General features: G+C 68.9%; 18 protein-coding genes and 1 pseudogene. 7 read left to right on the top strand and 12 right to left on the bottom strand.

The features are described from left to right. Positions 1-491: 491 nt before the first annotated feature. Complete coding sequence (locus tag AC1Z4A_RS20945) at positions 492-872, top strand: hypothetical protein (RefSeq protein ID WP_483681012.1); 381 nt, start codon at positions 492-494, stop codon at positions 870-872. A gap of 60 nt (positions 873-932) precedes the next feature. Here AC1Z4A_RS20945 and AC1Z4A_RS20940 read toward each other — a convergent pair whose 3' ends face one another. The 4 genes and pseudogenes from AC1Z4A_RS20940 to AC1Z4A_RS20925 form a co-directional block, all read right to left on the bottom strand. Beyond that, positions 933-1,088, bottom strand: coding sequence for a hypothetical protein (locus AC1Z4A_RS20940; protein WP_483681010.1), 156 nt, complete (start codon positions 1,086-1,088; stop codon positions 933-935). 102 nt (positions 1,089-1,190) lie between these two features. Continuing rightward, positions 1,191-1,616, bottom strand: a complete 426-nt coding sequence (locus AC1Z4A_RS20935; RefSeq protein ID WP_483681008.1) for a MarR family winged helix-turn-helix transcriptional regulator — start codon at positions 1,614-1,616, stop codon at positions 1,191-1,193. A 44-nt stretch (positions 1,617-1,660) separates the two neighbouring features. Continuing rightward, on the bottom strand, positions 1,661-1,927 hold the full coding sequence (locus tag AC1Z4A_RS20930) for a hypothetical protein (RefSeq protein ID WP_483681005.1): 267 nt from the start codon (positions 1,925-1,927) through the stop codon (positions 1,661-1,663). Further along, positions 1,927-2,229, bottom strand: a pseudogene (locus AC1Z4A_RS20925) (NmrA family NAD(P)-binding protein); the annotation flags it as partial. The pseudogene AC1Z4A_RS20925 and the gene AC1Z4A_RS20930, both read right to left, overlap by 1 nt. Between AC1Z4A_RS20925 and AC1Z4A_RS20920 the strand changes: the two are divergent. Both AC1Z4A_RS20920 and AC1Z4A_RS20915 read left to right on the top strand, forming a co-directional pair. Continuing rightward, on the top strand, positions 2,143-2,316 hold the full coding sequence (locus AC1Z4A_RS20920) for a hypothetical protein (protein WP_483681002.1): 174 nt from the start codon (positions 2,143-2,145) through the stop codon (positions 2,314-2,316). The pseudogene AC1Z4A_RS20925 and the gene AC1Z4A_RS20920 sit on opposite strands and share 87 nt — an antisense overlap. Beyond that, positions 2,313-2,627 carry a MarR family winged helix-turn-helix transcriptional regulator gene (locus AC1Z4A_RS20915; RefSeq protein ID WP_483680999.1) on the top strand — a complete coding sequence of 105 codons (315 nt, stop codon included), beginning with the start codon at positions 2,313-2,315 and terminating at the stop codon, positions 2,625-2,627. The genes AC1Z4A_RS20920 and AC1Z4A_RS20915 overlap by 4 nt, the downstream gene beginning before the upstream one ends. A gap of 4 nt (positions 2,628-2,631) precedes the next feature. Here AC1Z4A_RS20915 and AC1Z4A_RS20910 read toward each other — a convergent pair whose 3' ends face one another. From AC1Z4A_RS20910 to AC1Z4A_RS20890, 5 genes are read right to left on the bottom strand one after another with little or no spacing between them, the layout of a single operon-like run. Further along, on the bottom strand, positions 2,632-3,705 hold the full coding sequence (locus AC1Z4A_RS20910; RefSeq protein WP_483680997.1) for an ABC transporter ATP-binding protein: 1,074 nt from the start codon (positions 3,703-3,705) through the stop codon (positions 2,632-2,634). Beyond that, positions 3,686-4,696, bottom strand: a complete 1,011-nt coding sequence (locus AC1Z4A_RS20905) for an ABC transporter ATP-binding protein (RefSeq protein ID WP_483680995.1) — start codon at positions 4,694-4,696, stop codon at positions 3,686-3,688. The genes AC1Z4A_RS20910 and AC1Z4A_RS20905 overlap by 20 nt, the downstream gene beginning before the upstream one ends. A gap of 11 nt (positions 4,697-4,707) precedes the next feature. Beyond that, entirely contained in the window at positions 4,708-5,730 is a 1,023-nt protein-coding gene (locus AC1Z4A_RS20900; RefSeq protein ID WP_483680993.1) for an ABC transporter permease, read from the bottom strand. Further along, positions 5,723-6,646, bottom strand: a complete 924-nt coding sequence (locus tag AC1Z4A_RS20895) for an ABC transporter permease (RefSeq protein WP_483680991.1) — start codon at positions 6,644-6,646, stop codon at positions 5,723-5,725. The genes AC1Z4A_RS20900 and AC1Z4A_RS20895 overlap by 8 nt, the downstream gene beginning before the upstream one ends. A 52-nt stretch (positions 6,647-6,698) precedes the next feature. After that, positions 6,699-8,351, bottom strand: coding sequence for a peptide ABC transporter substrate-binding protein (locus AC1Z4A_RS20890; protein WP_483680989.1), 1,653 nt, complete (start codon positions 8,349-8,351; stop codon positions 6,699-6,701). Positions 8,352-8,571: 220 nt separating this feature from the next. Here AC1Z4A_RS20890 and AC1Z4A_RS20885 point away from each other — a divergent pair, with 220 nt between their 5' ends. Further along, entirely contained in the window at positions 8,572-8,922 is a 351-nt protein-coding gene (locus tag AC1Z4A_RS20885) for a hypothetical protein (RefSeq protein WP_483680988.1), read from the top strand. Further along, entirely contained in the window at positions 8,919-9,176 is a 258-nt protein-coding gene (locus AC1Z4A_RS20880) for a hypothetical protein (protein WP_483680986.1), read from the top strand. The genes AC1Z4A_RS20885 and AC1Z4A_RS20880 overlap by 4 nt, the downstream gene beginning before the upstream one ends. Positions 9,177-9,390: 214 nt before the next feature. On the opposite strand, the gene AC1Z4A_RS20875 is transcribed toward AC1Z4A_RS20880, so the two are convergent. Continuing rightward, entirely contained in the window at positions 9,391-9,882 is a 492-nt protein-coding gene (locus AC1Z4A_RS20875) for an RICIN domain-containing protein (RefSeq protein WP_483680985.1), read from the bottom strand. A 170-nt stretch (positions 9,883-10,052) separates the two neighbouring features. Here AC1Z4A_RS20875 and AC1Z4A_RS20870 point away from each other — a divergent pair, with 170 nt between their 5' ends. Continuing rightward, positions 10,053-10,637, top strand: a complete 585-nt coding sequence (locus tag AC1Z4A_RS20870) for a flavodoxin family protein (RefSeq protein ID WP_483680984.1) — start codon at positions 10,053-10,055, stop codon at positions 10,635-10,637. 21 nt (positions 10,638-10,658) lie between these two features. Here the strand turns inward: AC1Z4A_RS20870 and AC1Z4A_RS20865 are convergent, their stop codons facing one another. Then, on the bottom strand, positions 10,659-11,510 hold the full coding sequence (locus tag AC1Z4A_RS20865) for an ATP-grasp domain-containing protein (RefSeq protein ID WP_483680983.1): 852 nt from the start codon (positions 11,508-11,510) through the stop codon (positions 10,659-10,661). Positions 11,511-11,694: 184 nt separating this feature from the next. Between AC1Z4A_RS20865 and AC1Z4A_RS20860 the strand changes: the two genes are divergently transcribed. Further along, on the top strand, positions 11,695-13,965 hold the full coding sequence (locus AC1Z4A_RS20860) for a hypothetical protein (RefSeq protein ID WP_483680981.1): 2,271 nt from the start codon (positions 11,695-11,697) through the stop codon (positions 13,963-13,965). 685 nt (positions 13,966-14,650) lie between these two features. Here AC1Z4A_RS20860 and AC1Z4A_RS20855 read toward each other — a convergent pair. Further along, complete coding sequence (locus tag AC1Z4A_RS20855) at positions 14,651-16,003, bottom strand: NsdA family TPR-like regulatory protein (protein ID WP_483680979.1); 1,353 nt, start codon at positions 16,001-16,003, stop codon at positions 14,651-14,653. Positions 16,004-16,049 lie beyond the last annotated feature (46 nt).

Here is a 16,049-nt window from a genome sequence, read left to right as displayed (position 1 = left end):
GCGGCGACGAACGGTGGGAATCGCAGGCATGTTCCAGCCCCCTGGTGTGTCGCGAAGGAGTCTTGTCACACAGTGTTTCGCACGACACCGGCTGCCTTGGGCGCGAGTTCACCCGTGCGTATGCACATTCGTGGGATGTGTTGCGACCCCCTTGGCTGGTGGGCAATGCTGCGTGACGTGCCCTCGCCGGGCGATCGGTCAGCTCCGGAGAGGACTCATGGGGCACCTGTGTGCCAAAACCAAAAGCCCCGGCGACTGTTGCGACCAGTCCCGGGGCACGGCCAACGCTGCGTAAGGAGCGTCGACATGGTGAAGTTTATCCGCCGCTGGCTCAGGCGGAAGAGGGTTCCGTTCGAGGTCAGCGGTCCTGATCGTCATCAGTGCGGATTGGCTCCGTTGTCGCTACCTCCGGTGGATTCCCCGCACCCCACCACCTTCCTCTGGGTCACGGCACACGGCATCGACCTCCGCCCCCGCCAGGAGGCGCACCGATGACGGACGGCACACCACCGGAAGTCGGATCCCTCGTGCTCGACGCCCGTCGAGACCGCGTCGGCGAGGTCGTCGACATCGTCAGCGGGCGCATCCTGCTGCGCACACCCGGCGGCGGTGGCACGGAGTGGGAGGCCCTCCTCTGCGACCTTCAGCCCGCAACCGGCACCGATACCCTCCGCACCAAAGTGGCCGACGTCAACGAGCGCAGCCGGCAAGGACGAGGCCAGCCCGAAGTCACCCCCGCCCACCAGCGGTGCGAAACGTGCTCGGACATCCGGCGCAATCGGTACCGGGCTCTTGAAGCCGACGATCTGACGGAGGCCACCCGTCTGACCACGGCCATGGGCGTCCATCTGCGCGAGGCGCATTCCGCCTGACCTGGGGGCTGGAGCGTGGACACGCTCCAGCCCCCTACTGCTGTCCACCCCGCCTGCTACTCACACGTACGGGCGGTTTCTGCGCCGCAGCCATCGCTGCTCCGTCCCCGCGGGCAGCTGCGCCGCGGCCTCCCGCGCGAGCTGCTCGGTGTTCCCGTCGGTCCGTGCACCGCCGAGCAGGAAGAGGAAGGAGCGCTGCGTCTGAGTGTCTGTCATGGGAGGGTCCCCCAGCACGGGTACCAGAATTCGTACCGGTGACCGAATGCAACAGCCTTCGTGCGGAAGCATTCCGCGCCGCATGCCCGGCGGAGCGAGTGGTCATCGCGTGGGATCGGTGTCCGCTGCCGCTTCGACGTTGAGGGCCATGCGTTCCAGGACGTGGACGGCGGTGCGGTAGTCCTCCGGGGAGATTCCGGCGGCGGACAGGGTGCGGAACGCGTCGATGCGTTCCGCGACGGCGGCGAGGCGTTGACGGCCGTCAGCGGTCAGGGCCAGCCGGTCCGGTGCGGGGCGGGTGGCCCAGCCGTCGGTGAGAACGGTGTCGACAGCGGCGGTCAGTGTGGGGACGTCGGCGTTGGCGGAGAGCACCGACAGGACGTCGGCGTCGGTGGCCCGGGGGCTGTCGTCGATGACGTTGAGGACCTGCCATGCAGTCCGGGTGAGGCCGAATTCCGCCAGCATGTTGTTCATGTGGTGGGTGAGGGCCTTGTCGGTGCGGTTGAGCCAGTAGCCGATGGGCTTCACGGTGGGGGTGCTCCTGCAGAGATTGGCGGGGGGCGGGGGGAAAGTCAGCGATGCGCGGGTGCGGCGGACAGGTGCGTGTTCCAGTCCTGACCCGTGGCCCAGTCGGCGAAGCTGTGCCAGCCGACTTCGGGGTATTCGCGGCGCAGCCCGGTGACGTCGACGTCGAGGCCGGCGGTGGTGAAGTACTCGAACATGGCTGCCAGGTCGAAGGACCGGGGCCGGACGTGGGCCAGGGGCACCTCCTGGTGGGCGATCGGCCGGTGGCAGCCGTGAGGATCTCCGCCATCCGGGCCGGGGTGCACTCGTCGCAAGCGATGTCGATGCGCCGCCCGGCGAATTCGTCGCGGCGCCGGAGGGTCAGCGCCGCGAACGCGCCGATGTCGGCGGCGGGGATGAGGGTGAGCGACCGGTCGGCGGGCATGGGCCAGGCGAATGTGCCCTGGCGCAATCCGTCGAGGGTCCAGCCGCTGGTGTAGTTGTCCATGAACGCCGCCGGGGCGATCACGGTCCACGGCACGCCGGCCGCGTGCAGGTACTGTTCGACCGCGAACTTGCTCTCGTAGTGCGGGACCTCGGTGCCGCGGTCCGCGTGGGCGGCGGAGGTGAGCACGATGTGCCCGAGGCGGGCAGCCGCCGCGGCGTCGACGAGGGCCTTGCCCTGCCGGGCTTCGATGGCGATGTCGGTGCCGAAGGGGGGTGACCGCGAAGAGGGAATCCGCTCCGGCGAGGGCGGCGTCGAGGGCCACGCGCCTGGTGGACCGGCTCGAACGCGGCGGCTACGTCGTCCGGGCGCCCGACCCGCAGGACCGCCGCCGGGTGCTGGTCACGCCGGTGCCGGAGCGCGTCGCCCGCGTCACCACTGTGTGGGACGACCTGGGCCCGGCCTGGCAGGCACTGCTCGACGAGCACACCGACGAAGAACTCGAGGTCATCTCCCGGCACATGCGACGGGCCCACGACCTCAGCCACACCCAGATGCAACGCCTGCGGGCCCTGCCGAAGCCGGAGTGACGGCTCATCCGCCCGGCGGCGCCAAACCGCCCTCGCCCCCCGGCACAACCGGCCGCTCCTCCGCAAAATGGCACGCCGAATCATGCGCCGCTGGCCCCCCGCCCTCCCGGAACCACTCCGGCACCTCCAGCGGCGGCACCACCAGCGCGCACTTCTCCCGCGCCTTCCAGCACCGCGTGCGGAACCGGCACCCCGACGGCGGGTTGGCGGGGGACGGAATGTCCCCCGCCAGCAGGATCCGGCCCCGGCGCTCCCGCGCGGCCGGGTCCGGCACCGGGACCGCCGACAGCAGCGCCTGCGTATAGGGGTGCGTCGGGTGCTCGTAGATCTGCTGGTCCGTGCCCACTTCCGCGAAGCGGCCCAGGTACATCACCGCCACCCGGTCCGAGATGTGCCGCACCACGGACAGGTCGTGCGCGATGAAGACGTACGACAGCTCGAAGGCGTCCTGCAGCCGCTCCAGCAGGTTCACCACCTGGGCCTGCACCGAGACGTCGAGCGCCGACACCGGCTCGTCCGCGACGATCACCTCCGGCCGCAGCGCGAGGCCCCGCGCGATGCCGATGCGCTGGCGCTGGCCGCCGGAGAACTGGTGCGGGTAGCGGTTGATGTGCTCGGGGTTGAGGCCGACCACGTCGAGGAGTTCGCGCACCTTATGGCGGCGGCTGCCCTTGGGGGCCGCCTCGGGGTGGATCTCGAAGGGCTCGCCGATGATGTCGCCGACCGTCATCCGCGGGTTCAGCGAGGTGTACGGGTCCTGGAAGACCATCTGGATGTTGCGGCGCACGGCCTTCAGCGCACGGCCGGACAGATTGGTGATGTCCTCGCCCTTGTAGCGGATCCGTCCGGCGGTGGGGCGTTCCAGATGGACGAGCAGCTTGGCGACCGTGGACTTGCCGCAGCCGGATTCCCCGACGATGCCGAGCGTCTCGCCCCGTCGCAGGTCGAAGGAGACGCCGTCCACCGCGCGCACCGCGCCGACCTGCTTCTTGAAGAGGATGCCCTGGGTCAGCGGGTAGTGCTTGACCAGGTCCCGCACCTCCAGGATCGGCTCGCCGTCAGCTCCTGCCGGTGTCACCGAGGGTCTCCTTCCAGAAGTGGCAGGCGCTGGCCCGCCCCGGCCCCACCGGGAACAGCGGCGGCCGGTCCGTGCGGCAGATGTCCCGGGCCATGGGACAGCGGGGGTTGAAGGGGCAGCCGGGCGGAATGGCGGTCAGGCTGGGCGGCAGGCCCTTGATGGCGTACAGCTCCTGGCCCTTCCGGTCGAGCCGGGGGATGGAGTCCAGCAGGCCCTTGGTGTAGGGGTGCGCGGGCGCGGCGTACAGCTGGTGCACGGGGGCGGTCTCGACGATCCGTCCCGCGTACATCACCGCGATCTTGTCGGCGACGTCGGCGACGACACCCAGGTCGTGGGTGATGAGGATGAGACCCATGGTGAACTCGCGCTGCAGCTCGGCGAGCAGGTCCATCACCTGGGCCTGGACGGTCACGTCCAGAGCGGTCGTCGGCTCGTCCGCGATGATCAGGTCCGGCTCCAGCGCCAGCGCCATCGCGATCATGATGCGCTGGCGCATGCCGCCCGAGAACTGGTGCGGGTAGTCCCCCACCCGCTCCTTCGCGGCCGGGATGCGCACCCGGTCCATCAGCTCGACTGCCCGCGCGCGGGCGGTCTTGCGCGTCATGCCCTGGTGCACCTCGTACATCTCGCCGAGCTGTGCCCCGACGGACAGCACGGGGTTGAGCGCGGACAGCGCGTCCTGGAAGATCATGGCCAGCTTGGCGCCCCGCAGCCGGCGCCGCCGATCCTCGCCCATCGTCAGCAGGTCCTCGCCGTGGAAGAGCACCTCGCCCCCGGTGATCCGTCCCGGCGGCGAGTCGAGGATGCCCATGACGGCCTGTGCCGTCACCGACTTGCCGGAACCGGACTCCCCGAGCACGGCCAGCGTCTCGCCCGCGGCGACGGTATAGCTCACGCCGTTGACGGCCTTGGCCACGCCCTCCCGGGTGCGGAACTCCACGTGCAGATCGCGTACGTCGAGGAGAGCGGTCGCCGTCTGATGCACCGTCATTACTCGTCTCCTCACCGCAGCTTGGGGTCGAGGGCGTCGCGCACCGCGTCGCCGAGCATGATGAACGCGAGCACCGTGACGCTCAGCGCCCCCGCCGGCCACAGCAGCATGTGCGGGGCGTTGCGGATCTGGTTCGAGGCGCTGGAGATGTCGATCCCCCAGGAGACGGTGGGCGGTTTGAGCCCGACGCCGATGAACGACAGCGTCGCCTCCAGGGCGATGTACGTGCCGAGGGCGATGGTGGCCACGACGATGACGGGCGCGACGGCGTTGGGCGCGATGTGCCGCAGCAGCAGCCGTGCGTTCCCGGCGCCGAGGGAGCGGGCGGCCTGCACATAGTCGTGCTGCTTGGCGCCGACGACCGCGCCGCGTGCGATGCGGGAGACCTGCGGCCAGCCCAGCAGCACGATGAAGCCGACCACCGGCCACACCGAGCCACTGGTGACCACGGACAGGAAGACCAGCCCGCCCAGGATGATCGGGATGCCGAAGAAGACGTCGGCGATCCGGGACAGCAGCGCGTCCCACCAGCCGCCGAAGAACCCGGCCAGCCCGCCCAGCACGCTCCCCAGCAGTGCGGCCCCGCTCGTGGCGCAGACGCCGACGGTGATCGAGGCCCGTGCGCCGTAGACGGTGCGGGTGTAGACGTCGCAGCCCTGGGTGTCGAAGCCGAAGGGATGGCCGGGCCGGTAGCCGTCCTGGGCCTTGGCCAGGTCGCACTGGAGCGGATTGCCGCTCGCGACGAGCCCCGGCCAGATCGCGATGAGGATCAGGAAGAGGATGACCAGCGCGGAGACGACGAAGACGGGGTTCCGCCGCAGGTCGTGCCAGGCGTCGGACCACAGGCTGCGGGCCTTGCCGCTGGCCGGGCCGCCGGGCACCGGCCCCTTCTCCAATGCCTGGGCGTCCTCGGTGGCCAGGGACATGGCACCGCCTCCGGCGGGGGTGACGACGTCCATCGCCTCGCCGGGTCCGGAGCCGGGCGCCGGGTCGCGGTCGTACGGCTGCTGCGCGGGCGGATCGGGCTCAGGCATAGCGGATCCTCGGGTCGAGCACGGCGTAGAGGAGGTCGACGAGCAGGTTGGCCACCAGGAAGACGATGACCAGGATCGTCACGAAGCCGACGACGGTCGGCGAGTTCTGCCGCAGGATGCCCTGGTAGAGCACGAATCCCACACCGTGGATGTTGAAGATCCGCTCGGTGACGATGGCCCCGCCCATGAGCGCGCCGACGTCGGTACCGATGAAGGTGACGACGGGGATGAGGGAGTTGCGCAGCAGGTGCCGGGTGATGACGCGGCGCCGGGGCAGGCCCTTGGCGACGGCCGTGCGCAGGTAGTCGGCACGGGAGTTCTCGGCGATGGAGGTGCGCGTCAGCCGGGTGACGTAGGCGAGCGAGACCAGGCCCAGGACGACGCCGGGCAGGAGCAGTTCGTCGTAGGGCGCGTACGGCGAGACGGACGGGGACACCACCGCCCACTTCACGCCGAACAGGTACTGGAGCACATAGCCGCTGACGAAGGTCGGGATGGAGACCACGACCAGGGTGAGCAGCAGCACGGTCGTGTCGAGCGACCGCCCGCGCCGCAGCCCGCTGAGGAGGCCGAGCGTGATGCCGACGGCGATCTCGAAGAGGATCGCGACGAGCGTGAGGCGTACGGTCACGGGGAAGGCGTCGGCCATCAGCTCGGTGACCTTCTGCCCGTTGAAGGCGGTGCCGAAGTCGCCGGTGAGGATCTGGCCCATGTAGTGGCCGTATTGCTTCCAGAGCGGCTCGTCGAGGTAGAGGTCCCGGCGGATGCGCGCGGCCGTCGCGGGGTCGGGGGCCTTGTCGCCGAAGAGTGCGGCGACGGGGTCGCCGAGGGCGTAGACCATGAAGAAGATCAGGAACGTGCTGCCGATGAACACGGGGATCATCTGGAGCAGCCGCCGGATCACATACCGTCCCATGACCTTCTCCGGGGAACGCGGGTTGCTTGAACGCAGGTTGCTTGAACGCGGGTTACTTGATCGAGATCCGCTGGTAGACGGGCACGCTGAAGGCGTTCAGCTCCACGTCGGAGATGCTCTCGGAGTAGCCCGCGTTGCCGTTCTGGTACCAGAGCGGAATGGCGGGCATCTGGGCCGCGAGGATCTTCTCCGCGTCCTGGAACCTGGCCACCGCCTTGGCCGTGTCGGACTCGGCATTGGCCTCGTCGACGAGCTTGTCGAACCGCGGGTCGCTGAACTTGCCGTTGTTGGAGGAGGCGTCGGTGTAGTAGAGGGGCTGGAGGAAGTTCTGGACGAGCGGGTAGTCCATCTGCCAGCCGGAGCGGAACATGCTGGTCATGCGCTGTTCGGAGATCTGGTTGCGGAAGTCCGCGAAGGTGCCGACGGGGTTGACCGTGCAGGCGCCGTCATTGCCGAGGGCGTTGTTGATGCTGTTGCAGACGGCGTCCATCCACAGCCGGTGGGAGCCGCTGTCGACGTTGGAGGTGATGGTGACCTTGCCGCCGGGCAGCCCGCCGCCCTCCTGGATCAGCCGCTTGGCCTCGGCGGGGTTGTAGGTGCAGGCGCTGCCGCACAGGCCCGCCTTGTAGCCGCCCTGCTCGCCCAGGACGGGCGAGGTCCAGTCGGAGGCCGGGGTGCGGGTCTTCCGGTAGATCTGGTCGGTGATCTGGTCGCGGTTGATCGCCATGGACAGGCCCCGGCGGACCTTCTCCATGCCCGGCTTGGACCAGGCGGGGTCGTACATCGGGAAGGCGATGGTCTGGATGATGCCCGCGGGCTGGTTGATGTAGCGGTCGCCGAGGTCCTTCTTGACGTTCCTCAGCTGCGCGCTGGGAATGTCGTCGACGATGTCGAGGTTCCCGGCCAGCAGGTCGGTGTAGGCGGTGTTGTTGTCGGTGTAGACCCGCAGTTCGACCGCGGCGTTCTGGGCTTTGTCGTCACCGGGGTAGCCCTCCCAGCGGGAGAGCAGCATCGAGGAGCCCTTGGTGTACGAGTTGATCACGTAAGGCCCGTTGCCCACGGGTCTCTTGAGCCAGCCCGCGTGGTCCTTGAAGAACGCCTCGGGCAGCGGGGCGTAGGCCGCGTAGCCGAGGGTGTCGGGCCAAGTGGAGAACTTCGTGTGCAGCTTGACGGTGAAGGTCCGCCCGTCCTGGACGACCAGCCCGCTGAGCGTCTTCGCGGTGGCGGAGCCGGAGGCGGGGTGGACCTTGTCGTAGCCCTCGACGTCCTGGAAGAAGGAGGCGTTCTTCTGCTTGTTGTCGACGAGGGCGGCGTAGTTCCAGGCGTCGACGAAGGACTTGGCGGTGACCTTCTCGCCGTTGCTGAACGTCCAGCCGTCCTTGACGGTGATGGTGAAGTTCTGCTGGTCGGTGCTCTCGATCTTCTCGGCGAGCATGTTCTGGGCGGCACCGGTCCTGGGGTCGTACCGCTTGAGCCCCCGGAACACCATGTCGAGGACCTTGCCGCCCTGCACCTCGTTGGTGTTGGCGGGCTCCAGCGGATTCTGCGGATCCCCCCAGGAGGCCCGCAGCGTCCCGGCGCCGGTCACCCCGCTCCCGCCCCCGCCGAAGCAGCCGCCGGCCGACAGCGTCACGGCCCCCACCGCGCAGACGGCGAGCACTGCCTTGGCGCGCGTGCGCACGGGGGTGCGCTGGGCTCCACGCATGGAGGGTGCCTCCTCGAATGGCGCACAAATATCACTTACGCGGTAAATAACACCTCATGCGGTGGTGTGGGGTGGGGATACCTGTGCGAACCCGCGCGTAAACCGCCCGTACGTGTGAGTGACAGGCGGGGTGGGTAGCGGTAAGGGATCGGAGCGTGTGGGCGTCCGGCGAAATCGTCCGCGCGGCACACCGCGAGGTCGAAGGTGACAGGATGAAGGCATGAGCGCTCAGCCTGTGTCTTCTGCCACTGCGTTCCCGATGCCACCGCTGACGCCGGAAGGACTGCGGGCCGCCGTCGCCCGACTCGTCCCGTCCCGGCTCGACGAGCTGAACGAGCACTTGGTCCACGCGGCTACCGAGGCACAGGCGCAGGACAGCACCTTGCCGCTGCGATCGTTCACCGAGTACTGGGGCATCGTCATCGCCATAGAACGTCATCCGGAGCGAGCTGTCAGGTTCCATGAGCTGGAAGCCATCGTCGACGCAGGTCTGGACCCTGAGGCGGCTCGGGCCGCGATCTCCGAGATCGGCACCCTGGTCGACGCGGCACGTGCCGAGGTCGTCGCGTGAGTCCTGACTGGACCTGGGAGTACGACCCCGACGCCGAGCATGTGATCGGCGGGCTTCCTCCGGGGGTCGTCGCCGAGGTGGAACAGATCGCGACCTCACTCGCAGTTCTGGGCCGGGACACCAGCCATGTGGGCCGTGGGCCCGCGCATGGCGGCGGCCTCCGTTCGATCGACTTGTCCCGCGGATTTCTGTTCTTCATGGCCGATGCCCGAGGTCAGCTCATCGTCATCGTTCGCGTCATCTGGCACGACTGATCGCGAGAGGCAGATCCACGAGCCTGCCCCGGCCTCAGGCGGCCTGCGACAGCAAATACCCCCACAACCCCGACTTGCTCTTCCATAAACGCGCCTGGGCCACGTTCATAGCAGGCATCGAGCAAGAAGCCTTGCCAGTCCCCTACTGATCCCACTGCCAGGCCCACTGCTCGCAGGCCTGACAGCCGGAACGATCCCGGTCAGCCCACCCGCGTCACGTGGTGTGCCACTGCTGGTTGCTCCCCTGATTGCAGTCCCACATGATGACCGCGGCCCCGACGTACCAGTTGCCGTTGGCGATGGTCAGGCACCGGTTGTACACGGGATTGCGCAGGCGGCTGCCGTCCCACACCCACTGCTGCGGGGCGCCGCCGTAGCAGTCCCACATGTTGAGGGCGGCACCGTTTTCGGCGTTCCCGGCGACGACGTCGAGGCATTTGCCGTTGAGGTCACTGCGGATCGTGAGGCCGTCCCAGTACCACCGCTCCTGCGAGGAGCCCTGACAGTCCCACATGCCCACGAGCGCGCCGACGCCGGTGTTGCCCTGTCTGACCTCCATGCATCTGTTGTTCATGTTCGACGCGATCATGAAACCGACCTTGACCGGCGGTTTCGCCGCCGGAGCCGCGGCCGAGGTGGTGCACAGTCCGGCGACCGTCAGTCCGGCGGCCGACAGCAGAGTCATCAGGCGTTTCGACGTACGCATGGATCCTCCCGATGCACAAGTGAGCCGGATGGCCGGTGCACACGCTACGGAGGCCGCTGCGCCCCGGGTGAGACGAGAACGCGCCGTACCGCCGAGGAATGCGCCCGGCGCAAACGCTGTTGCATTCGATCGCTGGTACGAATCCAGCCGTCACCACAGGGGGATCACTCATGACAGACACTCAGACGCAGCGCTCCTTCCTCTTCCTGCTCGGCGGCTCACGCACCGACGGGAACACCGAGCAGCTCGCGCGGGAGGCCGCAGCGCAGCTGCCCGCGGGGGCGGAGCAGCGGTGGCTGCGGCTGAGCGAGCTGCCGCTGGCGCCGTTCGAGGACCTGCGGCACGAGGACGGGCGGGAGTACGCGGAGCCGACCGGCAATGAGCGGGTGCTCTTCGACGCCACGCTCGAAGCGACCGACCTGGTCCTCGTCTCGCCGGTCTACTGGTACAACGTCTCGGCCAGCACCAAGCTCTACCTGGACTACTGGGTCAACTGGCTGCACCTGCCGGAGACGCGGTTCCGGCGGCGGATGACCGGCAAGACCATGTGGTCGGTCAATGTGTCCCACTCGACCGACCCCGGGGTGGCCGAGCCCCTGCTGGGCACGCTGCAGGCGTCCGCCCGCTACATGGGCATGCACTGGGGCGGCGCCCTCCTCGGCCACGGCAACGAGCCCGGCACCATACCGTCGGACGCGGACGCGCTGCGCGAGGCCAAGGAGTTCTTCGGTGGCACGGCGGGGGCGGCGGCGTAACGACCGCCGGCCGGGGGCCCGCTACCGGCGGGCCCGCTCGACCATCCCCCGCAGCGACGCCTTCATGCTCGCCACGAAGGCGTCGCGGGCCCCGTCGTCCAGCAGGTCCAGGGACAGATAGGGATTGAGGTCCTCCAGCTCTACGAGCAGCAGCTCGCCCTCGGGCGTCCGGCAGGCGTCCACGCGCTGGATGCCGTGCTCGATGTCGTTCCAGCCGACGAAGCGCTGCGCGAAGGCCAGGTCGGCGGCGGTCGGCTCGTACTGCTCCAGGACCCAGCGACGGTCCGGGTCCGGCGCGTACAGCGCGTACTGGAAGGCGTGGTCGACGAAGTAGAAGGACACCTCGTAGCGGAAGTGGATGCGGGGCTGGACGAGGATGCCGTCCTCGAAGGGCAGCCCCTCCAGGCCCTCGGCCCCCACGAAGCGCAGCCCAATGGAATCCGCGCCCGCCTTCGGCTTGGCCACGTACTCGGCCACGCGCGGCAGCCGGCCGAGGTCCGCGGCGCGGTCGACGGTCGGGATGACCGGGTAGCCCTGGGCGCTCAGCTCCAGCAGGTACTGCTTGCCCGCCATGTCGGCCTTGCCGGTCAGCTGGTTGTAGACCGGGACGCCGGCCTGCTCGGCGCGGGCGCGGAAGTCCTCGTACGCGGCCTGGTAGTGCAGCACGGGCCCGCTGTTGCGGACGACGACGGCGTCGAAGGCGCCCGTCTCCAGCAGCGCGGCCGCGTCCAGCGGGTGGCACAGCGCGAGGTCGAATGCATCGCGGAGCCGGGACGTCAGGTATATGTCCTCGTCGCAGTAGCGGCGGCCCTTGGCCTCGTAGGCCAGGTCGGTGACGTACAGGATGCGCGGCCGGGTGGCGGCGGACGGCATGGTTGTTCTCCCCCGTTGATCGTTTACAGATGAATCTACCCCGGTCGCGCGGCAGCGGCCGAGCCCCCATAGGGGCGGGGGAATTAGCGCAACCAGATCAATCCCGGATTTCCATTCCAAGGGTGTGTCCAGCCGTCGCTAACTTGATCCAGGAGATACCGAACCGAGCGATCCAGGGGTCCCGATGACGGTGCAGCCCTTCCCCGTACGCTGGTCCGACCGTGAGCGGCAGCTCTTCGCGGACGCCCGGGCCGGCCGGGAGACCGATCTCGGCAGCGGCGATCCGAGTGCCGGGGAAGGCTGGGGCCCCGACCGCACCATTCGGGCGGGAGTCCTGCGCGTCCTGCTCACCGACCCGGATATCTCCCCCGGCATCGTCCGGCTGCGCCTCAGGGGCGCCAGGATCGACGGGATCCTGGATTTCGAGGCCGCCACCCTGCACGGCACTCTCGAACTCACCGGCTGCCACTTCTCGGAGGTCATCAACCTGCGGCAGACCACCGCGCCCGCCGTCTACCTGAACCACTGCCACCTCGACGGGGTCGAAGCAGCACAGCTGCACGCCTACAACAGCCTCACCCTGGTAGGCACCACCTGCGACTACATCAAACTGCCGCGTGCCCGGATCGACGGGCTGCTGAGCCTTCAGGACAGTACGTTCCACGGCAGCAGTCAGTCGGAGTACACCCTCGAACTGAACGACATCTCCGTCGGCTCGGACGCGGTTTTCGACAGGATCACCGTCTCGGGACCGATCAGCCTGGTGGGCGCGCAGATCAGCGGTCAGCTCGACCTCAGCGATGCCCGGCTCGACCACAGCGGCGGCTGCTCCCTGAAAGCCCACTATGTCGCAACCAAAGAGGATGTTGTCTTCGAAGGGGCGCACGCAAAAGGCACGGTGGACTTCACCGGGGCGGCCATCGGAGGGTCTCTCCGCCTGGACAACGCGGAATTCCACCGCCCCGGAAAGGATCCCGCCCTGGATCTGGCCCGGGCCAGGATCAAGCAGCACATGCGGTGCCAGGACGGTTGCACCGTCGAAGGGCGGACGATGCTGGCGGGTGCCCACATCTCGGGAAGCCTGATGGCCAGCGGTGGAAGCTTCACGAATCCCGGTGATACGGCAATCGACGCGACCGGACTGACAGTCGGCCGCGACGTCGTCTTCAGCAAGGAGACAAGTGATCAAGACGCGGACAGAAGCGGCTTCCGTGCACGAGGCAGAGTAATCCTGACCGATGCGGTGATCAGCGGCACTCTCGACTGCCGGGGCGGATCGATCCACAACCCCATGCCCGAGGAGGAGACCTTCAGTCTTCGCGGCGTCAAGGTCACCCGGGACATGTTGCTCAGCGACGGCTTCGCCATCACCGGAAAGGTGGTTCTCGTCGGTGCAGAGGTCGGCGGGCGGGCCGTCTGGAGCAACGGGTCCTTCGACAACCGCGACAGCGACGCGATCTCCGCGCGCCAGCTTCAGGTACGCACCAGCTTGCTGTTCCGGGACACCTTTCTCGCCCATGGCAGGGTCGATCTGTCCGGTGCCACCGTGTCCGGCCGTGTCGTCGTGGGCGGCGGCATCCACAGCTCCGGAAAGGAGGCACTGGTCCTGGACCGGTTCACGGCCGGCCAGGACGTGGAGTTCGACAACGTGACGATCGAGGGCTCACTCTGCATGCGCAGTGCGCGCGTCGCATCGGATCTGAAGATCCACCAACCGAATCTGAGCGGAGGCCGGAACGAACTCGCACTGACCCTCGAGGGGACAACCATCAAAGGCACTCTTGAGCTGATCTCCGGCGATCCGGTGAACGGTACCGTCGACTTGCGCCAGGTCAAGGCCCGGTCTCTCAAGGACACGCCGACCTTCTGGCCTCGGAAACAGGCTCGGCTGGACGGCTTCACCTACGAAACGCTGTGGAACCTCAACATCCTGGCTGTCCGTGAGCGGATCCGCTGGCTCAATGACAGCGAGTCCTACTCCGCCCAGAACTACCAGCAGTTGGCCTCCGTCTACCGGGTATCGGGCCGCGATGACTTCGCCCGTAAAGCGCTGTACGCGGGACAGCGCGAGCGTCCGCGCGACCGCTGGATGGAGAGAATCTGGTCCTGGCTGCTGCGCCCGACCGTCGGCTACGGCTACTACCCGGCGCGGGTGCTGTGGGCCCTGTCTCTCTTCGCGGTCTTCGGCTGGGCCTACTTCTGCTGGAACAGTAACGACCTCCAGCCGACGACCGCCCTGGAGTCGGCCGACCCCCAGGACACGGAGCGGCACTTCCAGCCCCTCCTCTACGCCCTCGACCTGCTCCTCCCTGTGGTGAACCTGGGGCAGCGCACCCTCTGGATCCCCCATGGCATCACCAGCTGGATCGTCGCCGCTCTCACGACGGTGGGATGGGTCCTGGGCGGCATCCTCGCCTACGGGCTCGGCAGCGCGTATCAGCGGCGCGGCGTCTGAGCGGCAGCGCTGGGTCGGGTGACCGCGTCCATGAAGTCGTCCACCCATGCTTGCTCGTCGCGGGCCGGGGGCCCGATCTCCCTCAGCACCTGTTCCGCGGCTGCCAGGCGCCTCGGCCTTGGCTGCACGCTCGGCCGCGCACGACAGCCAGGCCGAGACGCTGAGCCCCTCACGGTCGGCTGCCTCCTTGGCCGCGGTCAGGGTCTCACTCGGGATCGTGATGGTGACGCGTTCGAGGCTCATACTCGGGATCATCCGAACGTCGGCGCCCCTCGCAGACAGCGTCAGCGAGCCCTTCACTCGATCGAGGCCCCCGCCTGCCCCAGGTCTGCCAGTACCCTTCGTTGCCGTCGCAGTGCTTCGCGGCGGAGAGCATGAAGTTCCCGGAGCGGTCCTTGACCGCGAAACCGCTGGAGCAGATCCCGCCCGTGGGGTTCTTCAGGGCCGCGCCGCCGGTCCACGGGGCCGCGTCGCGCTTCCGTGTGCCGCTGCGTGCTGCCGGGCCGAACGTCGGCTGTGTCGAGGCCGCGGCGCTGGGCATGGGCCCCTCGCTAGCAACATGCCTCTTGCCGTACATGCCTTACAGATATCCGATGTTCGTCAGGCACGTCGGGTACGTGCCGGGGCTCAGAACCGCTGGAACACCAGGCCGTCGAGCAGCTGCGTCTGGCCTCCTGAATGACGGCTATACGGTGAGGTCGAGGAAGTCCGCGACGGGGCGGGTCGTGCCGTGGGCGGCGAGCTGACCGCGCAGGTCGGCCAGGGTGCTGGTGCCGCGGGCGGAGTCGGCCCCGCCCAGCTGCTCGATGGCCCGCTCGGCGACGGCGACGGCGGCGTCCACGTCGCCGAGCGCGAGGTGGGCCTCGGCCTGGCGGGCGAGGTAGATACCCGCGCCGCGGGCCTCGGTGTGGGTGTCGTAGGGGTCCTCGTGCCGCAGGGCGGCGTCGAAGTGCTCCAGCGCCCGGGCCGGCTCGCCGAGGGAGAGTGCGCAGGACGCGGCGACCTCGTGGATCTCGCCATGCGTCAGCCAGTACATCGAGGGCAGGTCGTGCGCGGCGAGGCCGGACCGGTCGTAGGCGGCGAACGCGGCGTCGACGGCACGGTAGGCGGCGGTGGGTTCGCCGGCCTTGGAGTGGGCCCGGGCCGCGCGGGCGTGGAGCATGGCCAGCACTCGCCCGGAGATGATTTTGTGCCGGTGGTCCAGGGCGCGTTCGACGAGGCCGAGGGCGCCGTAGGGGTCGTTCGCGCTATAGCGGAGGTTGGCCCAGAAAGCCAACGTGCTCGCGCCCAGGGTGGGGTTGTCGCCGGTTGCGGCGGCCCGCAGGGCGGTGGTGAAGCGTTTCTCGGCGTCCGCCAGGCGCCCGCTGTCGTACGCGCACCATCCGGCGAGCCGGCACGCTTCGGCAGCGGCTGTGTACAGGCGGCGCCCGGTGGCATCGGTATAGGTGCTGGTGGTGAGCACGCCGGTGATCAGCTGTAACTCGGCGATGGCGGCGGCGTAGGCGTGAGTGGAGCCGACGGCGTCATCCAGGTGACGCAGGGTGTCCAAGCGGGTCTCGAAGAGGTCGGCGGCGCCCGAGCCGACGTGTCGGCCGCGGGTGGCGGCGACGGCGATGGGGGTGGTGGCGGCCCAGTGGGCGCCGGTTGAGGCGAGCGTGCCCAGTGAGGCGATGACGAAGCCGCGTCGGTCCACCGGATGCCCTTCCGCTTGCTCCAGTGCTTTCACCGTACCCGCCACCGTCCACGGCAACTCCCATACGGATCGGTCGTCATGCAGAGCCAGCAGAAGCCAGTCGGGCCAGCCACGGCGGTGGACCTCCTCCGGGCCGATGCCGTGCAGGTCGGCCATGGCGAGCTGAGCCGTCAGCTCCGGCTCGGTGCCGCCGATCCAGCGGGAGAACTTCTCCTTGCGGTAGGCCATCTGCCCGTAGCCGAGGGCCTGGTGCCGGTCGGCTACCCGCTTGAGGTACGCGGCGGCGGTGGTGCGCTCGCGGGCAAGAAGTGTATGGAGCGGATGGCGTTCGAGCACGGCACTCATGGGCGCAACCACCTCCCGGCCAGGGGACGGCCCTAGTGTGCTGCCA

This window comes from Streptomyces sp. 17_S59 (genome assembly GCF_056930295.1).
Note: the sequence above shows the minus strand (reverse complement) of the source record. Positions and strands in the feature narration are given on the sequence as shown.

Bases quoted from the DNA above. Each gene is read 5' to 3' on its own strand.
- AC1Z4A_RS20860 (WP_483680981.1), top strand. From the start codon at position 11,695: ATGACGGTGCAGCCCTTCCCCGTACGCTGGTCCGACCGTGAGCGGCAG.
- AC1Z4A_RS20855 (WP_483680979.1), bottom strand. From the start codon at position 16,003: ATGAGTGCCGTGCTCGAACGCCATCCGCTCCATACACTTCTTGCCCGC.
- AC1Z4A_RS20865 (WP_483680983.1), bottom strand. From the start codon at position 11,510: ATGCCGTCCGCCGCCACCCGGCCGCGCATCCTGTACGTCACCGACCTG.
- AC1Z4A_RS20875 (WP_483680985.1), bottom strand. From the start codon at position 9,882: ATGCGTACGTCGAAACGCCTGATGACTCTGCTGTCGGCCGCCGGACTG.
- AC1Z4A_RS20945 (WP_483681012.1), top strand. From the start codon at position 492: ATGACGGACGGCACACCACCGGAAGTCGGATCCCTCGTGCTCGACGCC.
- AC1Z4A_RS20940 (WP_483681010.1), bottom strand. From the start codon at position 1,088: ATGACAGACACTCAGACGCAGCGCTCCTTCCTCTTCCTGCTCGGCGGT.
- AC1Z4A_RS20900 (WP_483680993.1), bottom strand. From the start codon at position 5,730: ATGCCTGAGCCCGATCCGCCCGCGCAGCAGCCGTACGACCGCGACCCG.
- AC1Z4A_RS20885 (WP_483680988.1), top strand. From the start codon at position 8,572: ATGAGCGCTCAGCCTGTGTCTTCTGCCACTGCGTTCCCGATGCCACCG.
- AC1Z4A_RS20870 (WP_483680984.1), top strand. From the start codon at position 10,053: ATGACAGACACTCAGACGCAGCGCTCCTTCCTCTTCCTGCTCGGCGGC.
- AC1Z4A_RS20890 (WP_483680989.1), bottom strand. From the start codon at position 8,351: ATGCGTGGAGCCCAGCGCACCCCCGTGCGCACGCGCGCCAAGGCAGTG.
- AC1Z4A_RS20895 (WP_483680991.1), bottom strand. From the start codon at position 6,646: ATGGGACGGTATGTGATCCGGCGGCTGCTCCAGATGATCCCCGTGTTC.
- AC1Z4A_RS20905 (WP_483680995.1), bottom strand. From the start codon at position 4,696: ATGACGGTGCATCAGACGGCGACCGCTCTCCTCGACGTACGCGATCTG.